This is a genomic window from Vibrio sp. 1-Bac 57, assembly GCF_037546855.1.
In the GTDB taxonomy this organism is placed as follows: Bacteria; Pseudomonadota; Gammaproteobacteria; order Enterobacterales; family Psychromonadaceae; genus Psychromonas.
This window is the reverse complement of the sequence record NZ_JALAAC010000047.1, coordinates 1-22,932: the sequence shown is the minus strand read 5'-3', so window position 1 is coordinate 22,932 and position 22,932 is coordinate 1. Positions and strand designations below refer to the sequence as shown.

24 protein-coding genes are annotated in these 22,932 nt (G+C 38.7%); 12 read left to right on the top strand and 12 right to left on the bottom strand.

Features of this window, described 5'->3' with window-relative positions; translation table 11 throughout:
• Positions 1-221: 221 nt before the first annotated feature.
• From MT391_RS19070 to tuf, 8 genes are all read left to right on the top strand, one after another.
• Complete coding sequence (locus MT391_RS19070; RefSeq protein WP_499499555.1) at positions 222-608, top strand: RidA family protein; 387 nt, start codon at positions 222-224, stop codon at positions 606-608.
• Positions 609-616: 8 nt separating this feature from the next.
• The gene (tusD, locus tag MT391_RS19065; RefSeq protein WP_166372385.1) at positions 617-1,021 is read left to right on the top strand and encodes a sulfurtransferase complex subunit TusD; all 405 of its coding nucleotides are present in this window, start codon (positions 617-619) and stop codon (positions 1,019-1,021) included.
• A 9-nt stretch (positions 1,022-1,030) separates the two neighbouring features.
• The gene (gene tusC, locus MT391_RS19060; protein WP_166372384.1) at positions 1,031-1,390 is read left to right on the top strand and encodes a sulfurtransferase complex subunit TusC; all 360 of its coding nucleotides are present in this window, start codon (positions 1,031-1,033) and stop codon (positions 1,388-1,390) included.
• Entirely contained in the window at positions 1,391-1,681 is a 291-nt protein-coding gene (gene tusB, locus MT391_RS19055; protein ID WP_499440721.1) for a sulfurtransferase complex subunit TusB, read from the top strand.
• A 204-nt stretch (positions 1,682-1,885) separates the two neighbouring features.
• Entirely contained in the window at positions 1,886-2,260 is a 375-nt protein-coding gene (gene rpsL / locus MT391_RS19050) for a 30S ribosomal protein S12 (RefSeq protein WP_028869203.1), read from the top strand.
• A gap of 84 nt (positions 2,261-2,344) precedes the next feature.
• On the top strand, positions 2,345-2,815 hold the full coding sequence (gene rpsG, locus MT391_RS19045) for a 30S ribosomal protein S7 (protein WP_025565708.1): 471 nt from the start codon (positions 2,345-2,347) through the stop codon (positions 2,813-2,815).
• 77 nt (positions 2,816-2,892) lie between these two features.
• Complete coding sequence (gene fusA, locus MT391_RS19040; RefSeq protein ID WP_166372382.1) at positions 2,893-4,989, top strand: elongation factor G; 2,097 nt, start codon at positions 2,893-2,895, stop codon at positions 4,987-4,989.
• Between the two features lie 74 nt (positions 4,990-5,063).
• The gene (tuf, locus tag MT391_RS19035; protein ID WP_025565705.1) at positions 5,064-6,248 is read left to right on the top strand and encodes an elongation factor Tu; all 1,185 of its coding nucleotides are present in this window, start codon (positions 5,064-5,066) and stop codon (positions 6,246-6,248) included.
• Positions 6,249-6,770: 522 nt separating this feature from the next.
• On the opposite strand, the gene MT391_RS19030 is transcribed toward tuf, so the two are convergent.
• The 11 genes from MT391_RS19030 to MT391_RS18980 form a co-directional block, all read right to left on the bottom strand.
• Positions 6,771-7,394 (bottom strand): tetratricopeptide repeat protein, encoded by a 624-nt coding sequence (locus MT391_RS19030; RefSeq protein WP_499499553.1) that lies wholly within the window; start codon positions 7,392-7,394, stop codon positions 6,771-6,773.
• Between the two features lie 119 nt (positions 7,395-7,513).
• Positions 7,514-8,278 (bottom strand): phosphoadenylyl-sulfate reductase, encoded by a 765-nt coding sequence (locus tag MT391_RS19025; protein WP_499499551.1) that lies wholly within the window; start codon positions 8,276-8,278, stop codon positions 7,514-7,516.
• Positions 8,271-9,962 carry an assimilatory sulfite reductase (NADPH) hemoprotein subunit gene (gene cysI / locus MT391_RS19020; RefSeq protein ID WP_499499550.1) on the bottom strand — a complete coding sequence of 564 codons (1,692 nt, stop codon included), beginning with the start codon at positions 9,960-9,962 and terminating at the stop codon, positions 8,271-8,273. The genes MT391_RS19025 and cysI overlap by 8 nt, the downstream gene beginning before the upstream one ends.
• A complete protein-coding gene (locus MT391_RS19015) occupies positions 9,962-11,758 on the bottom strand; it encodes an assimilatory sulfite reductase (NADPH) flavoprotein subunit (RefSeq protein WP_166372377.1) in 1,797 nt (598 codons plus the stop codon). The genes cysI and MT391_RS19015 overlap by 1 nt, the downstream gene beginning before the upstream one ends.
• Positions 11,759-12,156: 398 nt before the next feature.
• Positions 12,157-12,783, bottom strand: a complete 627-nt coding sequence (locus tag MT391_RS19010; protein ID WP_499499548.1) for a glutathione S-transferase family protein — start codon at positions 12,781-12,783, stop codon at positions 12,157-12,159.
• 12 nt (positions 12,784-12,795) lie between these two features.
• Positions 12,796-13,833 (bottom strand): NADPH-dependent curcumin/dihydrocurcumin reductase, encoded by a 1,038-nt coding sequence (gene curA, locus MT391_RS19005; RefSeq protein ID WP_499499547.1) that lies wholly within the window; start codon positions 13,831-13,833, stop codon positions 12,796-12,798.
• Positions 13,834-14,078: 245 nt separating this feature from the next.
• On the bottom strand, positions 14,079-14,696 hold the full coding sequence (locus tag MT391_RS19000) for a TIGR04219 family outer membrane beta-barrel protein (RefSeq protein ID WP_166372511.1): 618 nt from the start codon (positions 14,694-14,696) through the stop codon (positions 14,079-14,081).
• Between the two features lie 29 nt (positions 14,697-14,725).
• The gene (locus tag MT391_RS18995) at positions 14,726-15,196 is read right to left on the bottom strand and encodes a copper chaperone PCu(A)C (protein WP_499499545.1); all 471 of its coding nucleotides are present in this window, start codon (positions 15,194-15,196) and stop codon (positions 14,726-14,728) included.
• Entirely contained in the window at positions 15,193-15,414 is a 222-nt protein-coding gene (locus tag MT391_RS18990) for a hypothetical protein (protein ID WP_028869191.1), read from the bottom strand. The genes MT391_RS18995 and MT391_RS18990 overlap by 4 nt, the downstream gene beginning before the upstream one ends.
• Positions 15,415-15,492: 78 nt before the next feature.
• The gene (ilvN, locus tag MT391_RS18985; protein WP_166372513.1) at positions 15,493-15,993 is read right to left on the bottom strand and encodes an acetolactate synthase small subunit; all 501 of its coding nucleotides are present in this window, start codon (positions 15,991-15,993) and stop codon (positions 15,493-15,495) included.
• Positions 15,986-17,710 (bottom strand): acetolactate synthase 3 large subunit, encoded by a 1,725-nt coding sequence (locus MT391_RS18980; protein WP_499499544.1) that lies wholly within the window; start codon positions 17,708-17,710, stop codon positions 15,986-15,988. Before MT391_RS18980 ends, ilvN begins: the two co-directional genes overlap by 8 nt.
• 463 nt (positions 17,711-18,173) lie before the next feature.
• Here MT391_RS18980 and prfB point away from each other — a divergent pair.
• Together prfB and lysS are read left to right on the top strand one after the other, a co-directional pair.
• Positions 18,174-19,272 (top strand): peptide chain release factor 2 gene (prfB, locus tag MT391_RS18975; RefSeq protein WP_499499543.1). Its coding sequence is split into 2 segments (ribosomal slippage): positions 18,174-18,248 and positions 18,250-19,272, totalling 1,098 coding nucleotides; the frame shifts between segments, so codons are not numbered across the junction.
• Positions 19,273-19,365: 93 nt separating this feature from the next.
• Entirely contained in the window at positions 19,366-20,883 is a 1,518-nt protein-coding gene (gene lysS / locus MT391_RS18970; protein WP_166372516.1) for a lysine--tRNA ligase, read from the top strand.
• A gap of 136 nt (positions 20,884-21,019) precedes the next feature.
• Here the strand turns inward: lysS and MT391_RS18965 are convergent, their stop codons facing one another.
• A complete protein-coding gene (locus MT391_RS18965) occupies positions 21,020-21,481 on the bottom strand; it encodes a free L-methionine (R)-S-oxide reductase MsrC (RefSeq protein ID WP_166372517.1) in 462 nt (153 codons plus the stop codon).
• A 206-nt stretch (positions 21,482-21,687) separates the two neighbouring features.
• Here MT391_RS18965 and MT391_RS18960 point away from each other — a divergent pair, with 206 nt between their 5' ends.
• Together MT391_RS18960 and MT391_RS18955 are read left to right on the top strand one after the other, a co-directional pair.
• Positions 21,688-21,978, top strand: coding sequence for an EF-hand domain-containing protein (locus MT391_RS18960; RefSeq protein WP_299668043.1), 291 nt, complete (start codon positions 21,688-21,690; stop codon positions 21,976-21,978).
• 14 nt (positions 21,979-21,992) lie between these two features.
• Positions 21,993-22,475, top strand: a complete 483-nt coding sequence (locus MT391_RS18955; protein WP_499499540.1) for a hypothetical protein — start codon at positions 21,993-21,995, stop codon at positions 22,473-22,475.
• Positions 22,476-22,932 lie beyond the last annotated feature (457 nt).

Below are 22,932 nucleotides of genomic sequence, written 5' to 3'. Positions count from 1 at the left end.
ATGACAGATAATAAATGTGGATTTTTTTGACTAACTTATCGTTTTTCCTTCGTGCTCTTCGGGTAGCACAGCGCTTCGTGGTTATTTTGGTGTTTTAAGGGGTAATATTTTTGTTGGGCTTTTATTTGTACGAGTTTAATTTTTTATCATTTCGCATTGTTTTTATTTTGCTTCTACTTCAATATACAGGCTCGAAATTAACTGATTAGGATAAGCATTAAATGACAACTAAAAAAATTATTAGTACAGAACAATCTCCATCAGCAATTGGTCCATATTCTCAAGCTAATCAACTAGGCAACATGATCTTTACTTCTGGTCAAATCCCATTGGATCCAAAATCAATGGAGATTGTAGAAGGTGGTGTTGCAGAGCAAACTGAACAAGTAATGAAAAACTTATTGGCAGTATTAGAAGCCGCTGGTGCAACAGCACAAACTGTCGTTAAAACGACTTGTTTTATTAAAGATATGAACGACTTTGTTGCATTCAACGAAGTTTACGCTAAATACTTTGCTGAATTAGCGCCTGCTCGTTCATGTGTTGAAGTAGCTCGTTTGCCAAAAGACGTGTTGGTTGAAGTTGAAGCAATTGCGTACACGGCTTAAGGCTTAGTATGTCTGAATCAGGGGTTGTTAAATTTTCTTTGTTAGTGACGGGTAATCCAGCTAGCAGTCAAAATACCGCATCTGCCTTACAGTTTTGCGAGGCAGTATTAGCTGCTGGGCATAAAATATGTGGTGTTTTTTTCTACTTAGATGGTGTACTAACAGCCAATGATTTAATTAACCCTGCCAGCGATGAGGTTAATATACCCGATCGCTGGGCTGCTTTAGCGACTCAATACAAGTTTGCACTTGAAGTTTGTGTATCGGCATCATTACGGCGCGGTATCGTTAATGAGCGAGAGGCAGCACAATTAGGTTTACAGCATTACAATCTTAAACCCCCTTTTTTACTCAGCGGGTTAGGTCAATTAGCTGAGTTATCTGCTAGTTGTGACCGATTAATACAGTTTTAGGGCATGAACATGGAAAAGAAGATTGGCATCATAAATCGACAAGCTCCCCATGGTTCAAGTACTGCTCGTGAGGCATTAGATTTAACCTTGGCGATTTCTGCTTTTAACGAATCCTTAAGTGTATTTTTTATAGGTGATGGCGTTTATCAATTATTAGCAAAACATCAAGCAGATCTTATTTTACAAAAAGATTTTCAACCGATGTTACAAATGCTTGAACTTTATGATGTAGAAAATGTTTATGTTTGCCAACAATCACTCGTTGAGCGAAACATTTCAGTAGACCAATTAGTTATTAAAACAACACTGCTAAATACAGAAGAAATTAATGAACATCTTCAGCTACAACACCAATTAATGAGTTTTTAGATGATATTACACACTGTTAGTGGATCTCCTTTTAATAGCTTTGCGCTGAAAGATTGTGTTAGGCAATTGGGTGGTAAAGATCTTTTGTTATTACTTAATGATGCAGTCTCAGCCGTTACGGCAACAACGGATCAGCACTTACAGCTACTACAGCTAGATCAAAGTAAGCGTTTGTTTGTTTTAGACGTCGATTTACAGGCTCGTGGATTAAAAGCAAATATGGGACAGGTTGTTAGCTATGCAGAGTTTGTTGCGTTAAGTATTCGTTGTCAAAGTCAGTTGGCTTGGTAAGACTCCATCTACAGAGTAGATGGTCCCATTTCACTTTTAAATCATTAAATTAAACATAACGAACCACCTCATTTTACTTTTCTTGTTTTGTGAACAAAAACACAATTGTCTATTTATTGACTCGCCTTTCTATTCAGCGTAAACTCTTGCGACCCTAATCTTTAGGGCTTGATTTTTCACACACACATTAGGAGCTATTTAACAATGGCAACAATTTCACAATTGGTACGCAAACCGCGTAAGGACAAAGTTCAAAAAACTAACGTTCCTGCGCTAGAAGCGTGTCCACAAAAACGTGGTGTATGTACTCGTGTATATACAACTACACCAAAAAAACCTAACTCGGCAATGCGTAAAGTTGCTCGTGTACGTCTAACTAACGGTTTCGAAGTAACTTCGTACATCGGTGGTGAAGGCCATAACTTGCAAGAGCATAGTGTAATCTTGATCCGCGGCGGTCGTGTAAAAGATTTACCGGGTGTTCGTTACCATACAATTCGTGGTGCACTTGATACTTCAGGTGTTTCTGCACGTCGTAACGGTCGTTCTAAGTACGGTGCTAAAAAGCCTAAATCTTAATACTTTCCGTAAGTAAGGCCAAACAAACACTATTTAATTTTAATATGTTTTGGGTAAAATCCTGAAGCGCACGGAGATAATAAGATGCCAAGAAGACGCGTCGTAGCTACTCGTAAAGTACTACCAGATCCTAAGTTTGGATCAGAAGTTCTAACAAAATTCGTTAACGTAGTAATGGTTGACGGAAAAAAATCTATTGCTGAAAAAATCGTTTACGGTGCATTAGCAACTGCTGCTGAAAAAAGCGGCAAAGACCCAATGGAACTTTTTGAAGTTTCATTAGAAAACATCCGCCCAAGCGTCGAAGTTAAATCTCGTCGTGTTGGTGGTTCAACATACCAAGTTCCTGTAGAAGTTCGTCCTTCTCGTCGTAATGCGTTAGCAATGCGTTGGTTAGTTGAAGCTTCTCGTAAGCGTGGTGAAAAATCAATGGCATTACGTCTAGCTGGTGAGCTAGTAGATGCAGCAGATAACAAAGGTTCAGCGGTTAAGAAACGTGAAGACGTTCACCGTATGGCTGATGCAAACAAAGCGTTTGCTCACTACCGTTGGTAGAAAATTCTTAGCACAGGCTTTTGCTTGTGCTTTTTCGTTTCTATTTGCACAAAGCTTTATTTAAAAAGGACATTGCATTGTCACGTACAACTCCTATTGAGCGCTACCGTAATATCGGTATTGTGGCTCATGTCGATGCAGGTAAAACTACTACTACAGAGCGTGTGTTGTTCTATACTGGCGTATCTCACCGAATTGGTGAAGTTCACGACGGCGCAGCAACAATGGACTGGATGGAGCAGGAGCAGGAACGTGGTATTACTATCACATCCGCTGCGACTACTACTTTCTGGCAAGGCATGCAAAACCAGTATGAGCAACACCGCATTAATATCATTGATACCCCTGGACACGTAGATTTCACTATTGAAGTTGAACGTTCTTTACGTGTATTGGATGGTGCTGTAGTTGTATTCTGTGGCTCGTCAGGTGTAGAACCTCAATCAGAAACTGTGTGGCGCCAAGCTAACAAATACCACGTTCCGCGTATTGTATTTGTTAACAAGATGGACCGCACCGGTGCTGATTTTGAATCTGTACTTGAGCAAATTCGAAATCGCTTAGGCGCAACCTGTGTTCCTATTCATTTGAATATTGGAACAGAAGATGAGTTTCGCGGTGTTATCGACCTCATTAAAATGAAAGCGATTAATTGGAACGATGCAGATCAAGGAATGACATTTGAATATTATGACATTCCTGCTGACCTACTAGAGCACGCGCAAGCTTTGCACGAGGAACTAGTAGAAACAGCTGCAGAAGCAAATGATGAACTGATGGAAAAATACCTCGAAGAAGGTGTACTTTCAGAAGAAGAAGTCAAAGCGGGATTACGTATCCGTACGTTAAATAATGAAATCGTATTAGCAACTTGTGGCAGTGCCTTTAAAAATAAAGGTGTGCAAGCAGTGTTAGATGCGGTTATTGATTATTTACCTTCTCCGGTCGAAGTTGAAGCGATTAAAGCTATTAACGGACATAATGACCAAGAGATAGAATGCCCTGCGACAGATGAAGCACCATTTGCTGCACTTGCGTTTAAAGTAGCGACTGACCCATTCGTGGGAACGTTAACCTTTATGCGTGTGTACTCAGGCGTAGTTAAGTCTGGTGAACAAGTATTTATTCCTATTAAAGGCAAAAAAGAGCGTTTAGGACGTATCGTACAGATGCATGCTAACGAACGTAAGGAAGTCAAAGAGGTTCGTGCCGGTGATATCGCCGCTGCGATCGGTCTTAAAGACGTCACTACGGGGGACACGCTTTGTGTTGTTGGACAGAATATTATTCTTGAGCGTATGGATTTCCCTGAACCGGTTATCCAGATCGCGGTTGAACCTAAAACCAAGGTTGACCAAGATAAGCTAACACTAGCACTTGAAAAACTATCTGCCGAAGACCCTTCATTTCGTGTTGAAACTAATGAAGAGTCTGGACAAATACTGATCTCTGGTATGGGTGAACTTCACCTTGATATCATTGTTGACCGTATGCGTCGTGAGTTTTCTGTGAACTGTAACGTGGGTAATCCACAAGTAGCATACCGTGAAACAATCCGTAAAACGGTTGAAGTCGAAGGTAAGTTTATTCGTCAGGGTGAAGGACCTAGCCATTATGGCCATGTCCAATTAAAACTAGAACCGCTTGCAGCGGGCTCTGGCTTTGAGTTTGTAAACCAAATTACTGGTAATGAGATTCCAAAAGAATACATTCCAGCGGTAAGCAAAGGCTGTGAAGAACAAATGAACCAAGGTGTGTTAGCAGGTTACCCAATGCTTGACGTTCGAGTTACTTTACTTCATGGTACATACCATGAGGTTGACTCTAGCGAAATGGCATTTAAAATTGCTGGCATGATGGGTTTTAGAGATGGTGCATTAAAAGCTGATGCAACTATACTTGAACCCGTGATGAAAGTGGAAGTAACTACTCCTGAAGATTGGATGGGCACTGTTGTTGGCGACCTTAATAGTCGTCGTGGTATTATTGAAGGAATGGACGATGGCCCAGGTGGTGTTAAGATCGTTCATGCTAAAGTACCGCTGTCTGAAATGTTCGGTTATGCAACCGCAGTACGTTCAGCAACACAAGGTCGTGCATCTTATTCAATGGAATTTTTAGAATATGCCGATGCGCCTAAAAAAATTGCTAACGCAATTATTGAAGCGAAATAAAAAATAAATTAAACTAACGCCTTTCCATGTGATGGCATGTGGAGAGGTATTTACTGATAAAGAAGGTACACACTGTGTCTAAAGAAAAATTTGAACGTAATAAACCACATGTAAACGTAGGTACAATTGGCCACGTTGACCATGGTAAAACTACTTTAACAGCTGCAATCTCTGCTGTATTAACTAAGAAATTCGGTGGCGACATTCGTGATTTCTCTGCAATCGATAACGCTCCAGAAGAGCGTGAGCGCGGTATTACAATCAATACTTCTCACATCGAATACGATACAGAAACTCGTCACTACGCACACGTAGACTGTCCTGGACATGCCGATTATGTTAAAAACATGATCACTGGTGCTGCTCAAATGGATGGTGGTATCTTAGTTGTTGCTGCAACAGATGGTCCTATGCCACAAACTCGTGAGCACATCCTACTTTCTCGTCAAGTTGGTGTTCCACACTTAGTTGTTTTCTTAAACAAATGTGACATGGTTGATGATGAAGAGCTACTAGAATTAGTAGAAATGGAAGTTCGTGAACTTCTTTCTGAATACGATTTCCCAGGTGATGATCTACCAGTTATCCTTGGTTCAGCGCTTAAAGCTCTTGAAGGCGAAGCTGAATGGGAAGAAAAAATCCTTGAACTTGCTGATGCACTAGATACTTATATCCCTCTTCCAGAGCGTGATATTGACAAACCATTCATCCTACCAATTGAAGATGTATTCTCAATTGCTGGTCGTGGTACTGTTGTTACTGGTCGTGTTGAGCGCGGTATCATCAAAGTTGGTGAGTCTGTAGAAATCGTTGGTCTTAAAGACACAGTTACTACTACTTGTACTGGTGTTGAAATGTTCCGTAAACTGCTTGACGAAGGTCGTGCTGGTGAGAACGTTGGTGTTCTTCTACGTGGTACTAAACGTGAAGACGTTGAACGTGGTCAAGTTCTAGCTAAACCTGGTTCAATCAAACCACATACTAAGTTCGAATCTGAAGTATACGTACTAAGTAAAGATGAAGGTGGCCGTCATACTCCATTCTTTAAAGGTTACCGTCCACAGTTCTACTTCCGTACAACTGACATCACAGGTGCTGTTGAGCTTCCTGAAGGTGTAGAAATGGTAATGCCTGGTGATAACCTTAAGTTCGTTGTTGAACTAATTGGTCCAATCGCTATGGATGAAGGTCTACGTTTCGCTATCCGTGAAGGTGGCCGTACTGTAGGTGCTGGTGTTGTTTCTACTATCATCGCGTAAGTCTTGAAATATAGAATTACACGTTTTTAGTTAAATAATATTCAAAAAAGACAGCTTAGGCTGTCTTTTTTTATACCTGTAGAAAAGTGGATTAAGGTTTGCGCGTTTTGCTACCCGTAAAGGTGGCGCTAATCCAAGTTCAGGTAGGTGCTGGTGTTGTTCCTAATATCATCGCGTAAGTCTTGAAATATAGAATTACACGTTTTTAGTTAAATAATATTCAAAAAAGATAGCTTAGGCGGTCTTTTTTTATGACTGTTGAAAAGTGGATTAAGGTTTGCGCGTTTCGCTACCCGTAAAGGTGGCGCTAATCCAAGTTCAGGTAGTTACTGGTGTTGTTCCTAATATCATCGCGTAAGTCTTGAAATATAGAATTACACGTTTTTAGTTAAATAATATTCAAAAAAGATAGCTTAGGCGGTCTTTTTTTATGACTGTTGAAAAGTGGTGGGTTAAGGTTTGCGCGTTTCGCTATTCGTGAAGATGGCATTAACTAAAGTCGATTATCTTGTCAAATATTGTTTAATTGTTGTATTCACGACGTGCTTTTTTTAATGCAAACTCGGGCATCTTTTTTCCCAAGGCAGCTAATAAATTGTTAGCTTGTTTCTTTTTTGTTGAGTTAGCAATAACGCTATTATATAAAGCACGATAAGCATCCTCAAAATCATAAGGACTTCCATAACCTTGGTTTAACAAAGTGATGTAATTCATTTGTGCGCCTAAATGTCCTTGCAGTGCCGCTTCTCGAAAATATCTTAACGCTCTATCTTTGTCTTGTGTGACTAAGATACCTTTATTGTAATATCGCCCTAATTGCTCGATAGCCGCTAGTAAGCCCTGTTGTGCGGATTCTTTGATGTAGTGCATGCCTAACTCTACATCTCGCTCTGTGCAGACGCCCCATGCCAACATATCACCCCATAAATACACATATGAGGGTTCTTGCACTTTTTCCGCATGTGCTTTTATATCTTGAAGTAATTGGCACTCATCGGCCTTAACTCGCTGTAAGTGTTGATTGTTCTTAATTAATACATTGAGTTCGTCCTGCGTGTATAGCTGTATTGTTTCAAAGGTATTTGCATTTGCTTTAACACTGCTTAATAATGTTAATATTAATAGGGTAGGTATCAACTTTTTCATAATAAATCCTTCATCTTGATAATTATGCTATCGGCAGACCATGCATTTTCTTAAGTAAAAAAAAAGCCTCTATTAAAATGAGAGGCTTTTTTTAAACTTAAAGAGTAGATGAAATTTTGTTAAATGCCACTACCTTGTTCTTCAATAGGATCTTCGTGTAAACCACATTCTCTTTTTAAACCAAAGAATCGTGTATCTTCTTCACTCATGCCCGCTTCAAGGGGGCGAGATGTTTGTACATCCCCTACAGATACATAACCTTGATCCCAAAGAGGATGATAACTTAAACCATTTTCTTCAAGGTAGTAATGCACCTGTTTATTGCTCCAATCGATAATCGGCAGGAACTTAAAACAACCATTCTGAAGACTCAGCACGGGTAAGTCACCACGGCTTGACGATTGTGAACGGCGTAACCCTGAAAACCACGTTTTTGCATTAAGTTCTTTTAATGCACGTTTCATAGGTTCAACTTTATTCATTAAGTTGTATTTTGTTAAGCCATCCACGCCTTGGTCCCATAATTTACCATAGCGGGCTTCCTGCCATGCTGCACTGTGTTGTGCACTGTAAATTTTTAAGTTCAAGTTAAGTTGTTTGGTTAAATCATCAATAAACTGATACGTTTCTGGGAATAAATACCCAGTATCAGTCAATATAATAGGTGTATCAGCTTTTACTGTCGTGATTAAGTGTAAACACACGGCTGCTTGGATCCCAAAGCTTGACGATAAAACAAATTCACTTTCTAAATTGTCGACCGCCCATTGCACTCGCTCAAGAGCGGTTTTTGTTTCTAATAACGCATTAACTTCTGCGAGAGCAAGGTTTTGCTCTGCTTTTGTCAGCGTTAATAGATGGGCAAGGTCTAGTGTTTTAGGCATAAAAGTCCCTAGCTGCGATAACTACTTCAGCAATAATGCCGGCTCGGATAACAAAATCACCAAAATCTTCATCTTGATCTCGTTCTGTTGCCCAGCGGCTAATTAATTCATCTAATGTATTGACGATTGTTTCTTCATCAATATTTTCAGCGTACATTTTAGGAATACGTGTACCAATTCTATTACCACCTAAGTGCAGGTTATAACGACCTGGTGCTTTACCTACTAAACCAATTTCAGCCAACATTGCTCGGCCACAACCATTAGGGCAACCAGTAATGCGTAAAATAATGTGTTCTTTAGGAATATTATGTTTCGCTAATAAACCTTCAACATCATCGGTTAAACCTGGTAAGTAACGCTCCGCTTCAGCCATGGCTAGCGGGCAGGTTGGTAATGAAACACATGCCATTGAATCAAGGCGTTGTGCACTTGTTCCATCGTCAATCAAACCACATTCACGGGCTAGTTTTTCAATGTTGTCTTTTTCTGATTCTGGAATACTTGCAATCACTAAGTTTTGGTTAGCTGTCATGCGGAAAGTACCTTGGTGTACTTTAGCAATCTTCACTAGGCCTGATTTTAATGGTTTACCATCAAAGTCTAGAATACGGCCATTTTCAATGAATACAGTTAAGTGCCATTTGTTATCAATTCCTTTTACCCAACCAATACGGTCGCCGCGCTCTGTAAATTTATAAGCACCTGGTGCTGCAAAAGTGATACCTGCGCGTTTCTCAACTTCTTGTTTGAAGGTCTCGATACCGTGTGTTTCTAATGTATATTTAGTACGAGCATGTGAACGACTAACACGACCACCTAGGTCACGTTGTGTTGTCACCACTGCTTCTGCAACCTCCATCACTTTATCAACAGGGATAAAACCAAAGTCATCACCCAAACGTGGGAATGTTGTTTTATCCCCGTGAGTCATACCTAAACCTGCGCCAACCACTACGTTGTAACCAGTGATCTTGTTATCTTCAATAATCGCGATGAAGTTAAGGTCATTACCATGGATATCAACATCATTGTATGGCGGTAATGCCACTGCAATTTTAAATTTACGAGGTAAGAATACATTGTGATAAATTGGCTCTTCTTCCTCGGTATCTAATACTTTTTCACCGTCTAACCAAATCTCTGCGTAAGCATTTGATTTTGGTAAAAAGTGTTCACTGAGTTTTTTAGATAACTCATACACTTCTGTATGTAACTCAGACTGCTCAGGGTTAGAGGTACAAATAGTATTACGGTTAACATCACCAGCAGTAAAGATAGAGTCAATATTCGCTTTGAATTTAAGCTCTTGGAATACTGATTTTAAGTTACGTTTAAAAATACCGTGGTATTGGAAAGTTTGACGGGTAGTAATACGAATACTACCTGCATCAGTTAACTCTTCTGCAATACGGTCAATCTCTAACCATTGCTCAGGCGTTACAACACCACCAGGAAGGCGTGCTCGTAATAAGAACGAGTACAGCGGCTCAAGTTTTTGTTGCTTACGCTCAGCGCGGCGATCACGGTTATCCTGTTGGTATAAACCATGGAATTTAACCAGCTGTACTTCATCAGGGTGGAATGAACCTGTTGTTGTATCGTTGATTCCCTCTACTAAGTTACCGCGAAGAAAATTACTTTGAATTTTAATGCGTTCGTTGTCGTGTAATTTCTGAGTCATTAGTAAACATCCCTTTGGTAGCGTTTTGCTTGGCGTAATTCTGTTAAATATTCTTCTGCATCTTCAAGGCTTAATTTGCCTTGTTTGCTAATAATATCGATTAATGTGCTTTGTACATCTTTGGCCATGCGATTTGCATCACCACAAACGTAGAAATGAGCACCATTTTGTAACCACTCAAAGACCTCTTTAGCATTTTCTTGTAAGCGATCTTGTACATAGATTTTTTGTGCTTGATCACGAGAGAAAGCAAGGTCTAATTTAGTTAATAAACCTGATTTTAAATATGATTGCCATTCAACTTGATATAGGAAATCTTCGTTAAAGGTTTGGTCGCCAAATAATAACCAGTTTTTACCGCTTGCATCACTTGCTTCTCGCTCTTGCATAAATGCACGGAAAGGGGCGATACCAGTACCTGGACCCACCATGATAATCGGTGTTGCTGGGTCTGCAGGCAAACGGAAATTATGATTGTCTTCAATAAAGACTTTTACTTCTTCACCTTCCTGCAAACGGTGCGACAAGAAAGTAGAAGCACTGCCTCCACGTTGCTGTCCTGCTTCATTTTCAAACACAACCGCACCAACTGTTAAGTGCACTTCGTCTTCAACTTCTGTTTGGCTAGAAGCTATCGAATATAAGCGTGGGCTGCTGCGACGTAATAAAGCAATGAAGTTTTCTGCTGTCACATTTTCATTACCTTCCGCTGTCACCACGTCAACAATTTGATTGTTGTTGGCAAAATCACGACAGGCATTTTTATCTTCGGCTAGTTCAAGTAATTGTTTATTTTCAGTTAATGTTGCATAACCTTCTACAAAAGCCGGATGTGTACCCGTTAATTCAAACTCTTCAATTAAAGCATCTTTTAGTGATAACGTTTTATCGCCTAAGGTCACTTCTTTAGCTGCATCTAAGCCTAATTTATTAATCAGCTCATCAACCATTTGTTGATCATTTTTAAACCACACACCCAGTGCATCACCGGCAGTGTAGTGCAAATCAGATCCAGCTAAATCAATTTCAATATGACGCACATCTTTAGCGGATTCTGTTCCAGTAATTTTTTGACTTGTTAATAAACTTGCACTGAAAGGCGCTTGTTTATTATATTTATTCTCAGTCACGATAGTGCCAGTTGCAACCGCTGCGGTTGTTGAGGTGCCGGCTTTTTCAAGTGTTGCTTCAACAGCTGTTAGTGCTTTATCGAACCAAGCTTGTGTGACTTCTTGATAATCTACATCGGCATCTAAACGTTCAGTAATGATTTCGCCACCTAACGCTTGTAAGCGTTGTTCAAAATCTTTACCAGTTTGGCAGAAAAACTCATAGCTTGAGTCACCTAAGCCTAATACAGCAAATTTTAAACCTTCTAGCTTAGGGGCTTTTTTAGACGCTAGAAATGCGTGAAGATCAATCGCGTCATCAGGTGCTTCACCTTCGCCGTTGGTACTTGCAACAACAATTACATGGCTTTCATCTTTGATTGCTTTAACTTTGTAATCAGCCATTGAGACTAACTTATTAGGAATACCTTTAGCTGTTGCTTGTTCAGCTAACTCTTGTGCGACGCCTTTAGCGTTACCAGTTTGTGAACCGATTAAGATAGTTAAACTTTGACCTGCGCTTTGTGCAAGTGCTGCCGATGTTACTGGACCTTGGCTTACGCCGGCCAAATAACCACTAACCCATGCAGTTTGTACTGCATCTAGGCCTGCTGTCGCTTGTTGCAATTGAGCCAGTTGAGACTCTGATAAAGGCGATGTTAAAGCCGATAAATTGTTAAGTGCCATGAAGTAATTTCCGCTATTACATTAAGATAAACGAAGTTTACGCCAGCTTATGATTAGCACAAAAGAACAAAAGTTACTCTTTTATAACTAAATAGCATTTAAAAATTGAGGTTAATAATTATTATCATTTATAATGGGCGTGTATTTATTTAGGTAGCTGATTTCATCATCTAAGTTACTTTATTTTCAGATCGTTGATTTTTATTATGCAGGTTTAACAAAAAGATAAATATTTTTCATATTATTAGGCTCGAGGTAAACAACAGCCATCTATGTTTTAAAGTTGCACTAAGTACAATACTTGCCCACTTAAATAATTAACTGTTCTCGGGCCCATAGACGGCTGTATTTTGATCAATTCAGTAAAGTTTCATCAACAAACTGATATTAGTAAAAAACTAGACCTTTGCTTCAGCTTTTAATTCTATTTCGTTAGCTCGTATAAAAGCGGGGTGTGTTGCAAGCTGTTCTAAATAAGTTGCTATATTTTTATACTTATCTAGTTCACCATTATTTTGTACTAGCTCAGCTATAAATGACATCATGATATCTGCTCCAGTTAGTTGCTCTGAAACTAAATAGCGTTTTCCTTGTAAAGACTGGTCAAAAAACTGAATCACCTTTGCTGTCTCAATATCTGCATAATCTCCTAAGAAATTAGTTTTACAGCCATCTTTTGCAACAAACATTTTAAGTAATAATGGTAAAATTGCAGAGCTTTCAGCAAAGTGTAACCACTGGGAATATTCAACATATTCTTTGCTACCTCGCACTGGGGCGAATTGCTTATCTCCGTATTTATCAATTAGGTATTCCGTGATAGCACCAGACTCTGCGATGATCAAACCATCGTCTTCAATTACCGGTGATTTACCCAATGGATGAATCGATTTAAGCTCTGGTGGAGCAAGGAAAGTAACGCTATCGCGTAAATAAGGAACAATCTCATATTTGATATTAAGCTCTTCTAATAACCAAATAATACGTTTAGAACGTGATTTATTTAAATGGTGTAATTTAATCATGATATTCCTACATTATAGAGGTTGGTTTACTTTAATAACTAGTTTACCGAAGTTCTTACCTTCAAGTAGACCAGCGAAGGCATCAACAGTATTATCCAATCCTTCTATTATTTGTTCTTTATATTTTACTTTACCTTCAGTTAACCATTGGCTCATATCGGCTGCAAATTCATCATATCGATGTGCATAGTCATCAAAAATTATAAATCCCTGCATCTTAATGCGTTTAACTAACAAGGTTCTCATAAGCAGTGATAAACGATCTGGCCCTTCAGGTAATGACGTTGCATTGTATTGAGAAACTAAACCACATAAAGGGATCCTCGCACTGGTATTTAGTAACGGTAATACGGCATCAAACACTTTACCGCCAACATTTTCATAATAAACATCAATACCTTTATGACATGCTTTAGCTAATTGTTCTTTAAAATCAGCAGCCTTATGGTCAATACATTGGTCAAAGCCAAGCTCTTCTACCGCGTGTCGACATTTATCTTCACCACCTGCAATACCAACTACATGACAGCCTTTAATTTTACCAATCTGGCCAACGGTTGCGCCAACTGGGCCCGTTGCAGCGGCAACAACAATAGTTTCGCCAGACTTAGGTGCGCCAATATCTAATAAGCCCATATATGCAGTAAAACCGGGCATGCCCATAATACCAAGCGCATAAGATGGTGAGCTAGGCTCTTTACCTAATTTAAGTAATCCTTCACCGTCGGATACTGCATACTCTTGCCATCCAGTGTACGCAACTACCCATTCCCCGACTTCAAAGTCTGAGTTGTTAGATAGTTCCACTTGACAAACTGTACCGCCAACCATGACTTGATCGATGTCGACAGGCTCAGCATAAGACTTGGCATCACTCATTCGGCCTCTCATATAAGGGTCTAATGAAAGATAAATAGTGCGCAGAAGAACTTCACCTTGTGCAGGTGTTGGTTTCTCGGCTACTTCAAGGCGAAAGTTGTTCTGAGTAGGAGCGCCAATAGGGCGAGAAGCTAAAACGATACGATGATTTTGATGAGATTGAACTGTCATGAGTCTTCCTTATGAATATTTAACTGGAGATGACCACACTACGCTTAATTTAAGTTTTTGGCTTGAATTAAGCGTAATAAATTTTATGAAACTTAAGCATTATTACTTTATACAAGCAGATGTTAATTAGCTATATCAGATATGAAAAAGTTTATAAAATTGAATATTTCAGAAGTTGTTTTACAAAAAAAGGCCACAAATATAGAAATATTTGTGGCCTTTATATTTAATATTTTTTAGCTAAGTTAGAAGTGGACTTCTACACCTGCAAATAAACCGTCAACTTCTTGTGTACCTGCTACATTATCAAATTCTAACTCCTGAACTCGGTAACCGGCACGCACAGCGACGTTTAATAAATAAGAATCAGGGTTGAAGGTATAAGCTAAGCCAATCTGCGCATCTAACGCATCATCATCTGTAAGTGAACCGCCGATTACTTCAGCAAAAGCATGCATGCTAACACCTGGTACATGTACTTTCGCAGCGCCGTAAGCTTGTGCAATTGAAGCATCATGATTAAAGCTTTCTGTATCGGTGTACGCTAAACCTAAATCAATTTCAACTAAGTCATTATCTAGCACTTCATAATATAAAATTGCGTTCATTGCTGAACTATCATTATTATTTAAATCGCTATTGCTTAAATCTGAATATTTTAATTTAACATTCGGTACTAGTGGAATGAAGTGTTCAAATGCAACATAACCAGACAGGTTATTGTCATCTTCTGAACCATTTGAATTACTAAAACTTGTTTCGTTGCTAGCGTAATCAAGACCAGCATAAACACCTAAAAAATCAGCCGTTGATGGCATACTGATTGTTGCTGCTATAACAGCGGCTAAAGCCTGTTTTTTCATGGATCTAACTTCCTTTTTTATATTAAGTCTTAGTGATGCGCTTGGTGTGACATTTCTGTCGAACCTTGTTTTTTATTGCTATTGATTTTTTTAACGGGAGCATCAATGTTTAATTCATTTCCGTTATCAAAATAGAGTGTAACTTTAACGGATTGGCCTTCGGTTAAGTTATTATTTAGTCCTAAAAACATAATATGGTAACCACCTGGTTGTAATGACGTGCTGCTATTCGCCGCTATTTTCACCGCTTCAACTTGGCGCATTTTCATCATGCCATCTTCTTTAATATGATTATGTAATTCAACACGTTTTGCAATATCACTGCTAGCACCAACTAATTTAATATTGGTATTGGTATGATTAGTAATTGTTAAAAAAGAGGCACTATTTTTGGCATGTGGGGGTGTTGCTCTTATATATTGATCGCTAACTGTTAAATCACTGGCAAAGCTATTGATAGAGAATAAACAGGCGCAAGCGAGCAGTAATAAGCGTTTCATAGTTCGTCCTTGTCTTTGTTGTTTTTATATTGAAAGAAATAATAATAGATGAGGTAGGCGAGTAAAATCCAAATACCAAATTTTAATAGGAAGGAAAGGGCACCCAGTACAATAAAGCTAGCAATCATAATGCCCGCTATAACCATCAAACTTAGTATCGATACACCAAACATAAAAAGCACAAATGCTGACATTAACAGCGCGAGCAGTTCGAACATTTTATTCTCCTATAAATAAAAAATGCAAAGTACAGTGATCTGCACTTTGCATAAAGTAGTTCATCTCAGTTTTGTTACTTATCCTCGTAGTGCTTTATCACCACGTGCAATACCACAAACACCGGATCTAACTACTTCCACAATTTCACTCGCGTCAGAAATTGTTGCTACAAAAGCATCCAATTTTGAACCTACACCAGTTAATTGTATGGTGTAAAGATGCTGAGTAATATCAACAATTTGACCGCGATATATATCACAAGTACGTTTTACTTCTTCACGTGCTTCGCTACCGACAGTACGTACTTTAACCAATAACAATTCACGTTCTACATGTGCACTTTGAGTTAATTCAGTAACACGTAACACATCAACTAGCTTGTGTAATTGTTTCATCATTTGCTCAAGCTCTGCATGATTAACAACATCTGTTGTGATAGTCATACGAGATAACGTTTTATCGTTAGTCGGTGATACGGTTAATGATTCAATGTTATAAGCTCGTTGTGAAAAAAGACCAACAACACGAGACAATGCGCCTGATTCGTTCTCTAGTAAAACAGCTATAATTCTACGCATCAGTTTTCTCCGTTTTGCTTAGGTACATATCTTCCATACTGCCAGATTTTATTTGCATCGGATAAACATGTTCTTCTGGATCAATCGCTACATCAATAAAGACAACACGATCTTTTAATTCAAATGCACGTATTAATGCAGGCTCAAGTTCTTCAATTTTATCAACTTTAATACCGATATGGTTATAGGCTTCAGATAATTTAACAAAATCAGGCACACTATCCATATAAGAATGAGATTGACGACCACCGTAGAACATTTTTTGCCATTGTTTTACCATTCCTAGTGAGCGGTTGTTCAATAGTAGAATAACCAGAGGAATGTTGTATTGCATACATGTTGATAGTTCTTGAATATTCATTTGAATAGAACCATCACCTGTTACACATACAACGGGGCGATCTGGGAAGGCTATTTTACAACCCATTGCAGCTGGTAAGCCGAAGCCCATGGTACCCGCACCACCAGAGTTAATCCATTGGCGAGGTTCTTTAAACGGATAATATTGCGCTGCAACCATTTGATGTTGACCAACGTCAGAAGTAACGATGGCATCACCTTTCGTTACTTTGTATAAACATTGGATCACTTGTTGTGGTTTGATATGTGTATCTGATGTTTTGTAAGCAAGGCAATCTTTAGCGCGCCACTCATTAATCTGATCCCACCAAGCATTAATACTTTCACTATCATTAGTCGCTTGAGTTTCTTCGATTAGATCTAACATCTGCTGCAATACCACTTCAACACTACCTACAATCGGTAAGTCTGCGTGAATATTTTTTGAAATAGACGTCGGGTCGATATCAATATGCATGATTTTTGCGTTTGGACAGAATTTCTCTACATTATTAGTTACACGGTCATCAAAGCGCGCACCACAGGAAAAAATTAAATCTGCATTATGCATTGAGTTGTTTGCTTCATAAGTACCGTGCATGCCTAACATACCGATAAATTGTTTGTGCTCACCAGGAAATGCACCTAAACCCATTAAGGTATTGGTTACTGGTAGGTTTAACTTTTCAGCAAGTTCTAATACTTGTTTTGATGCATTAGCAATAATGGCACCACCACCCACATATAACACAGGTTTTCTAGCATTTACTAATGCTGCTACAGCGCGTTTTATTTGCCCTTTATGGCCACTTAAAGTTGGGTTATATGAACGTAAGCTAATGTTTTCAGGATATTCATAAGGGAATTTGTTAAGTGGATTTTGTACATCTTTTGGCAGTTCGATAACTACTGGACCCGGTCGACCCGTTGAAGCAATGTAAAATGCCTTTTTGATAGCCATTGGGATTTCTTCAGCGGTACGGCATGAAAAGCTATGTTTTACAATTGGACGAGAAACACCGATCATGTCGGTTTCTTGGAAAGCATCGTCGCCAATCCAGAACGTAGGTACTTGACCTGATAAAACAACTAATGGAATTGAATCCATGTAAGCCGTTGCAATACCTGTAATACAGTTTGTTGCCCCTGGCCCAGCTGTTACTAATACACAGCCTACTTTACCGGTTACTCGTGAGTAAGCATCAGCCATGTGTACTGCAGCTTGCTCATGACGTACTAAATAATGTTCAATTTTATCAGATTGAAAAATTGCATCATATATATCTAAAACTGAACCACCTGGGTAGCCAAAGATATGTTCTATACCTTCGTCCTGTAGTGAACGCACTACCATTTCGGCGCCTGAAAGCATTTCCATAATTTGTATCCTTATACAATCGGTTAATTGCGTCGTTTTCTACCTGTATCGGATAGAAGCGAACCTTGCTTAAATGAGCCTTTAACTTTACGTTAATGAAAATAAAATGCATCTAATAAAAGTGAAAAATTGTATTTTTTTTCTATTTTTTTAGTTTCTTAGGGGTTTTGAAAATACGCTAAATACTAATAACAAGCATTTAGCGTATTTAGAGCGATAACAAGCGTGTTTATACTTATTCATAATATTTAAATAATAAGGTGTCGGCTTATCAAGATTTATATTGATTGAGTGCTTATAGGGTTTAAAAATCAATTCAATTTGCTGCAATTAAAGTGAGTTCGAGGCGATGTGTAGATTCTCGGCAGCAAGATGCTTATTAATTTTAATTGTTCTCTATTTATTTTATCGATAATTGGTTAAAATTCGGCTCTTTTTACGAATATATCAATAGTGAGCCTCAATGTTTGAAGTAAACCCTATTCTTAATCAACTTAAAGACCTGACTGAGCGTGCTGAAATGCTTAGGGGGTACCTTTGACTATGATGCAAAAGTGGAACGACTTGAAGAAGTTAGCCGTGAACTAGAGTCTTCTGAAGTATGGAATGATCCAGAGCATGCACAAGCATTAGGAAAAGAACGTAGTGGCCTTGAATTAGTGGTGAAAACCATTGATGCATTAACAGAAGGTACTGAAGATATTGCAATGCTGGTGGAGATGGCCGTAGAAGAAAACGACCAAGACAGCTTTGATGAAGCGATTAAAGAAGCCAATGACCTTGAAAAGCAACTTGAAGTATTAGAGTTTCGCCGTATGTTTTCAGGCAAACAAGATGCATGCTCTTGTTATCTTGATATTCAATCAGGCTCCGGTGGTACAGAAGCTCAAGATTGGGCGAATATGCTGTTACGTATGTATTTACGTTGGGGCGAAGCTAATGGATACAAAACCGAATTAATGGAAGCCACACCAGGTGATGTTGCAGGCATTAAAGGTGCTACTATTCGTTTTAGTGGAGAATATGCCTATGGCTGGTTACGCACTGAAACCGGTGTGCATCGTTTAGTGCGTAAGTCACCTTTTGACTCATCGGGCAAACGCCATACCTCATTTGCATCGGCATTTATTTATCCTGAAATTGATGACAATATCGATATTCAGATTAACCCTGCAGATTTACGTATTGATGTATATCGTGCTTCTGGGGCGGGTGGTCAGCACGTTAATACAACCGAGTCGGCTGTACGTATTACGCATACGCCAACCAATATTGTTGTACAGTGTCAAAATGACCGTTCACAGCATAAAAATAAAGACCAAGCGATGAAACAATTACGTGCCAAATTATATGAGCACGAATTACAATTACAAAATGCAGAGAAGCAGATCAATGAAGATGGTAAGTCTGATATTGGCTGGGGTAGTCAGATTCGTTCATACGTATTAGATGATTCTCGTATTAAAGATTTACGCACTGGTGTTGAAAACCGTAATACTCAAGTTGTATTAGATGGTGATTTAAATAAATTTATTGAAGCAAGTCTGAAATCTGGATTGTAGATATAGTAAATAGCATGTGCCTTATATTACGTACTCTATATAAGGCACATTTAGAAACAAATTATGTAAGACACTAAACCGATAGGAACTATCATGTCAGAGCAAAACCAAGCAGAAGCACCACAAGAAGAGTTGAACGATATTTTAACCGCACGCCTAGAAAAATTAGATGCTATGCGTGAAAAGGGACAAGCATTTCCGAATGATTTCCGTCGTAAAAATATCTCAGATGAACTGCATAAGCTTTATGACGAAAAGAGCAAAGAAGAACTAGAAGAATTAGCCGTTGAAGTAAGCGTTGCCGGTCGCATGATGACGCGTCGTATTATGGGTAAAGCAAGCTTTGCAACTATTCAAGATATGGGCGGTCAAGTTCAAGTCTACGTTGCACGTGATAATTTAGCTGAAGGTTTTTACAATACCGAATTCAAAAAATGGGATTTAGGCGATATCGTGGGTGCAACAGGTGTTTTATTTAAAACTAAAACAGATGAGCTAAGCATTAAAGTGTCTGAAATTCGCATTTTGACTAAAGCATTACGCCCGTTACCTGATAAATTCCATGGCCTATCAGATACTGAAGCTTGTTACCGTCAACGTTACCTTGATTTAATTGCTAATGAATCATCACGTAAAACATTTATTTTACGTAATAAAATTGTAACTGCTATCCGTACTTACCTAAATGAACGTAACTTCATGGAAGTTGAAACGCCAATGTTACAAGCAATCCCTGGCGGCGCAACGGCTAAACCTTTTGAAACATTTCATAATGCATTAGATTTACCAATGTATTTACGTATTGCACCGGAATTAAACCTTAAACGTCTAGTGGTTGGTGGTTTTGAACGTGTATTCGAAATTAACCGTAGCTTCCGTAATGAAGGTGTTTCAACGCGTCATAACCCAGAATTCACTATGATTGAGTTTTACCAAGCTTACGCTGATTACATTGATCTAATGAACTTAACTGAAGATATGTTACGTACTATTACTGAAAATGTATTAGGTTCAAGCATTGTTAAATACGGCGAAGAAGAGTTTGATTTCGGTAAACCTTTTGTACGTCTAACAATGAAAGAATCAATCCTTGAATACAATGAAGGTATCGAAGCTTCTGAGTTGGATAGCATGGAAGGCTTACAAGCACTTGCTAAACGTTTAGAGATCCACCTAAAAGATAGCTGGGGCGAAGGTAAAGTATTAACTGAGATCTTTGAAGAGACTGCTGAGCATAAACTAATGCAACCAACATTCATTACTGCTTATCCAGCTGAAGTATCTCCATTGGCACGTCGTAATGACGATAACCCAGACGTAACAGATCGTTTTGAGTTCTTCGTTGGTGGTCGTGAGCTAGCAAATGGTTTCTCTGAGTTAAATGATTCACAAGACCAAGCACAACGTTTCATGGATCAAGTAGCACAGAAAGAATCTGGTGATGATGAAGCAATGTTCTACGATGCAGACTACATCACTGCGCTAGAGCATGGTTTACCACCAACAGCAGGTGAAGGTATTGGTATCGACCGTTTAGTGATGTTGTTTACTGATAGCCATACTATTCGTGATGTATTATTATTCCCGCATATGCGTCCGCAAGCTAAGTAATTAGTTTAAGTTAACCTTCTATTGAAGTTAGCTTTCTAAAAAAGCCTCGTTTTGAACGGGGCTTTTTTATCGCTAGAAATGTGCTGCCTTTTAACCTTTAACCTTTAACCTTGAAACTGGGATAAGTTTTGGTCAATTAAAAGTTTAGCTTATTTTCTAATTGTGTAATAAAGTGATTTAAACCCGCTTCATCCACTTCATTAAAACGCTCTGTTATTGGGCTATCAATATCTAATACTGCGACGGTTTTTCCATTGCAATTAATAGGCACAACAATTTCCGACTGGCTCGCTGCATCGCAAGCAATATGACCAGGAAAGTCATGTACATCTGCAATACGTTGTGTTGTATTAGTGCGAAAGGCTTTGCCACACACACCTTTATCCAAATCGATACGATAACAAGCAACATTCCCTTGAAATGGACCCAAGACAAGCTGATCGCCTTTCAGCAAGTAAAAACCGACCCAATTTATCTTGTTTAAATTCATGTTCAGTAAAGCACTGATATTTGAAAGGTTGGCCGTTAAATCTGTTTCTCCTTCAATTAATGCTAAAGCTTGTTTGGTAAGTAATTGATAGTCTTCTATTGTTTTCATTTTGCTCTACTTAGTTGATGGTTATATTAAGTAGAGAATAAATATTTTTATGGTTAACGCAAGCACAATTCATTTTACAGCTAACGTCAGAGGTAAAAATATCCATTATCTTAAATTAAAAATCCTATTTTTACCTATTTTGCACATTCTTTGCACATTCGATTGCTAATCTAACAAAATAATCCTAACTATAGAGGGCTTTCTTAATGAAAAAAGGTGTACATATAATTATCGCTTTCGCAATGGTTGTAGGAGTGACCACTCAAGCTTACGCGCAGGATTCTCAACAAAATGGACCTAAAGGCGAGCGTCCTAGTTTTTCAAGCATTGATACCGATAATAGCAGTGACATTGATTATGATGAATTCTCTGCACAAACATTACCCCATGGTGATCCGCAAACTATTTTTGATGAGATAGATACTGATGCTAATGGTGTGCTGAGTGAGCAAGAATTTAATGATCATAAGCCTCCTCGTCCTCCGCAACGCCAATAATAGGAAGTCTTTATATGATTAGTTCAATCAATGCAGGCTCATCAATCACAATGCCTTCTTCGTCTCGTTCAGAGAAAGCCTTAACGGAAGATCAGCTAACACTTATTTCAGATACGTTATCTGAGTTAGATACTGATAACCTAACCACTGCTGATGCCTTGAGTATTTTAGAGACATTCTCTGACGCGGGTATTGAACCAGGTAAAGCCATGGAATCAACTATGTCTGAACTAGGTTTTGATGCACAAGAGATTGGTGACTTAGCCAATGTAGAAGGCGACCGCCCACCTCCACCACCTCCGCCCCCTTCACAAAGTTCAGATGAAATCAGCTTAATGGCCAGTTATTTAGAAGAGTTATTAGAAGAAACAGTAGCTGCAAGTGAGGCAGAAAGCATTGATGAACTAAGTGAAGAACAACGATTTTCTGTTTATGCACAAGTAATGGAAAAGTTCGGCATTGAAGAAGGTGATTCTTTGATTGATACCACTGCTTAGCTGGCCTTACTTTTCTAGGCGAAAGTTTCTAGATTAAGATTTTATAGGTGAAGCCTTTCTAAGCTAAGCCTTTCTAAAATAAATGTTTCTAAGTTAAATTGTGCTACGGCAAGTGTTTTCTAGACTAAAGCGTTCCGATTAATGTACGCGTTGTGCGGAACGTTTTTTAGAATAAATTTGAATGTTATTTTCTGACCCTGTAAAAAATTGTGGTGGCGCTGTGTATTTGAACTTGGATTCAAATTATGAATCGCACTTTTTACGTTTGTTATTTAACCTTTAATCCCTAACCTCCCAGGGCTTCCTAGTCGTTATTTTAAAGCATATTTATTAAGTCCTGTATGAAGCAATATAAATTCTTTGATCATATTAGCCTTTATCTTCCCTTCTCGCTAAATAATGAACAATGCATCTTGATTGACAACGAGTATAATCCAATAGATAAAAATAGAGACCC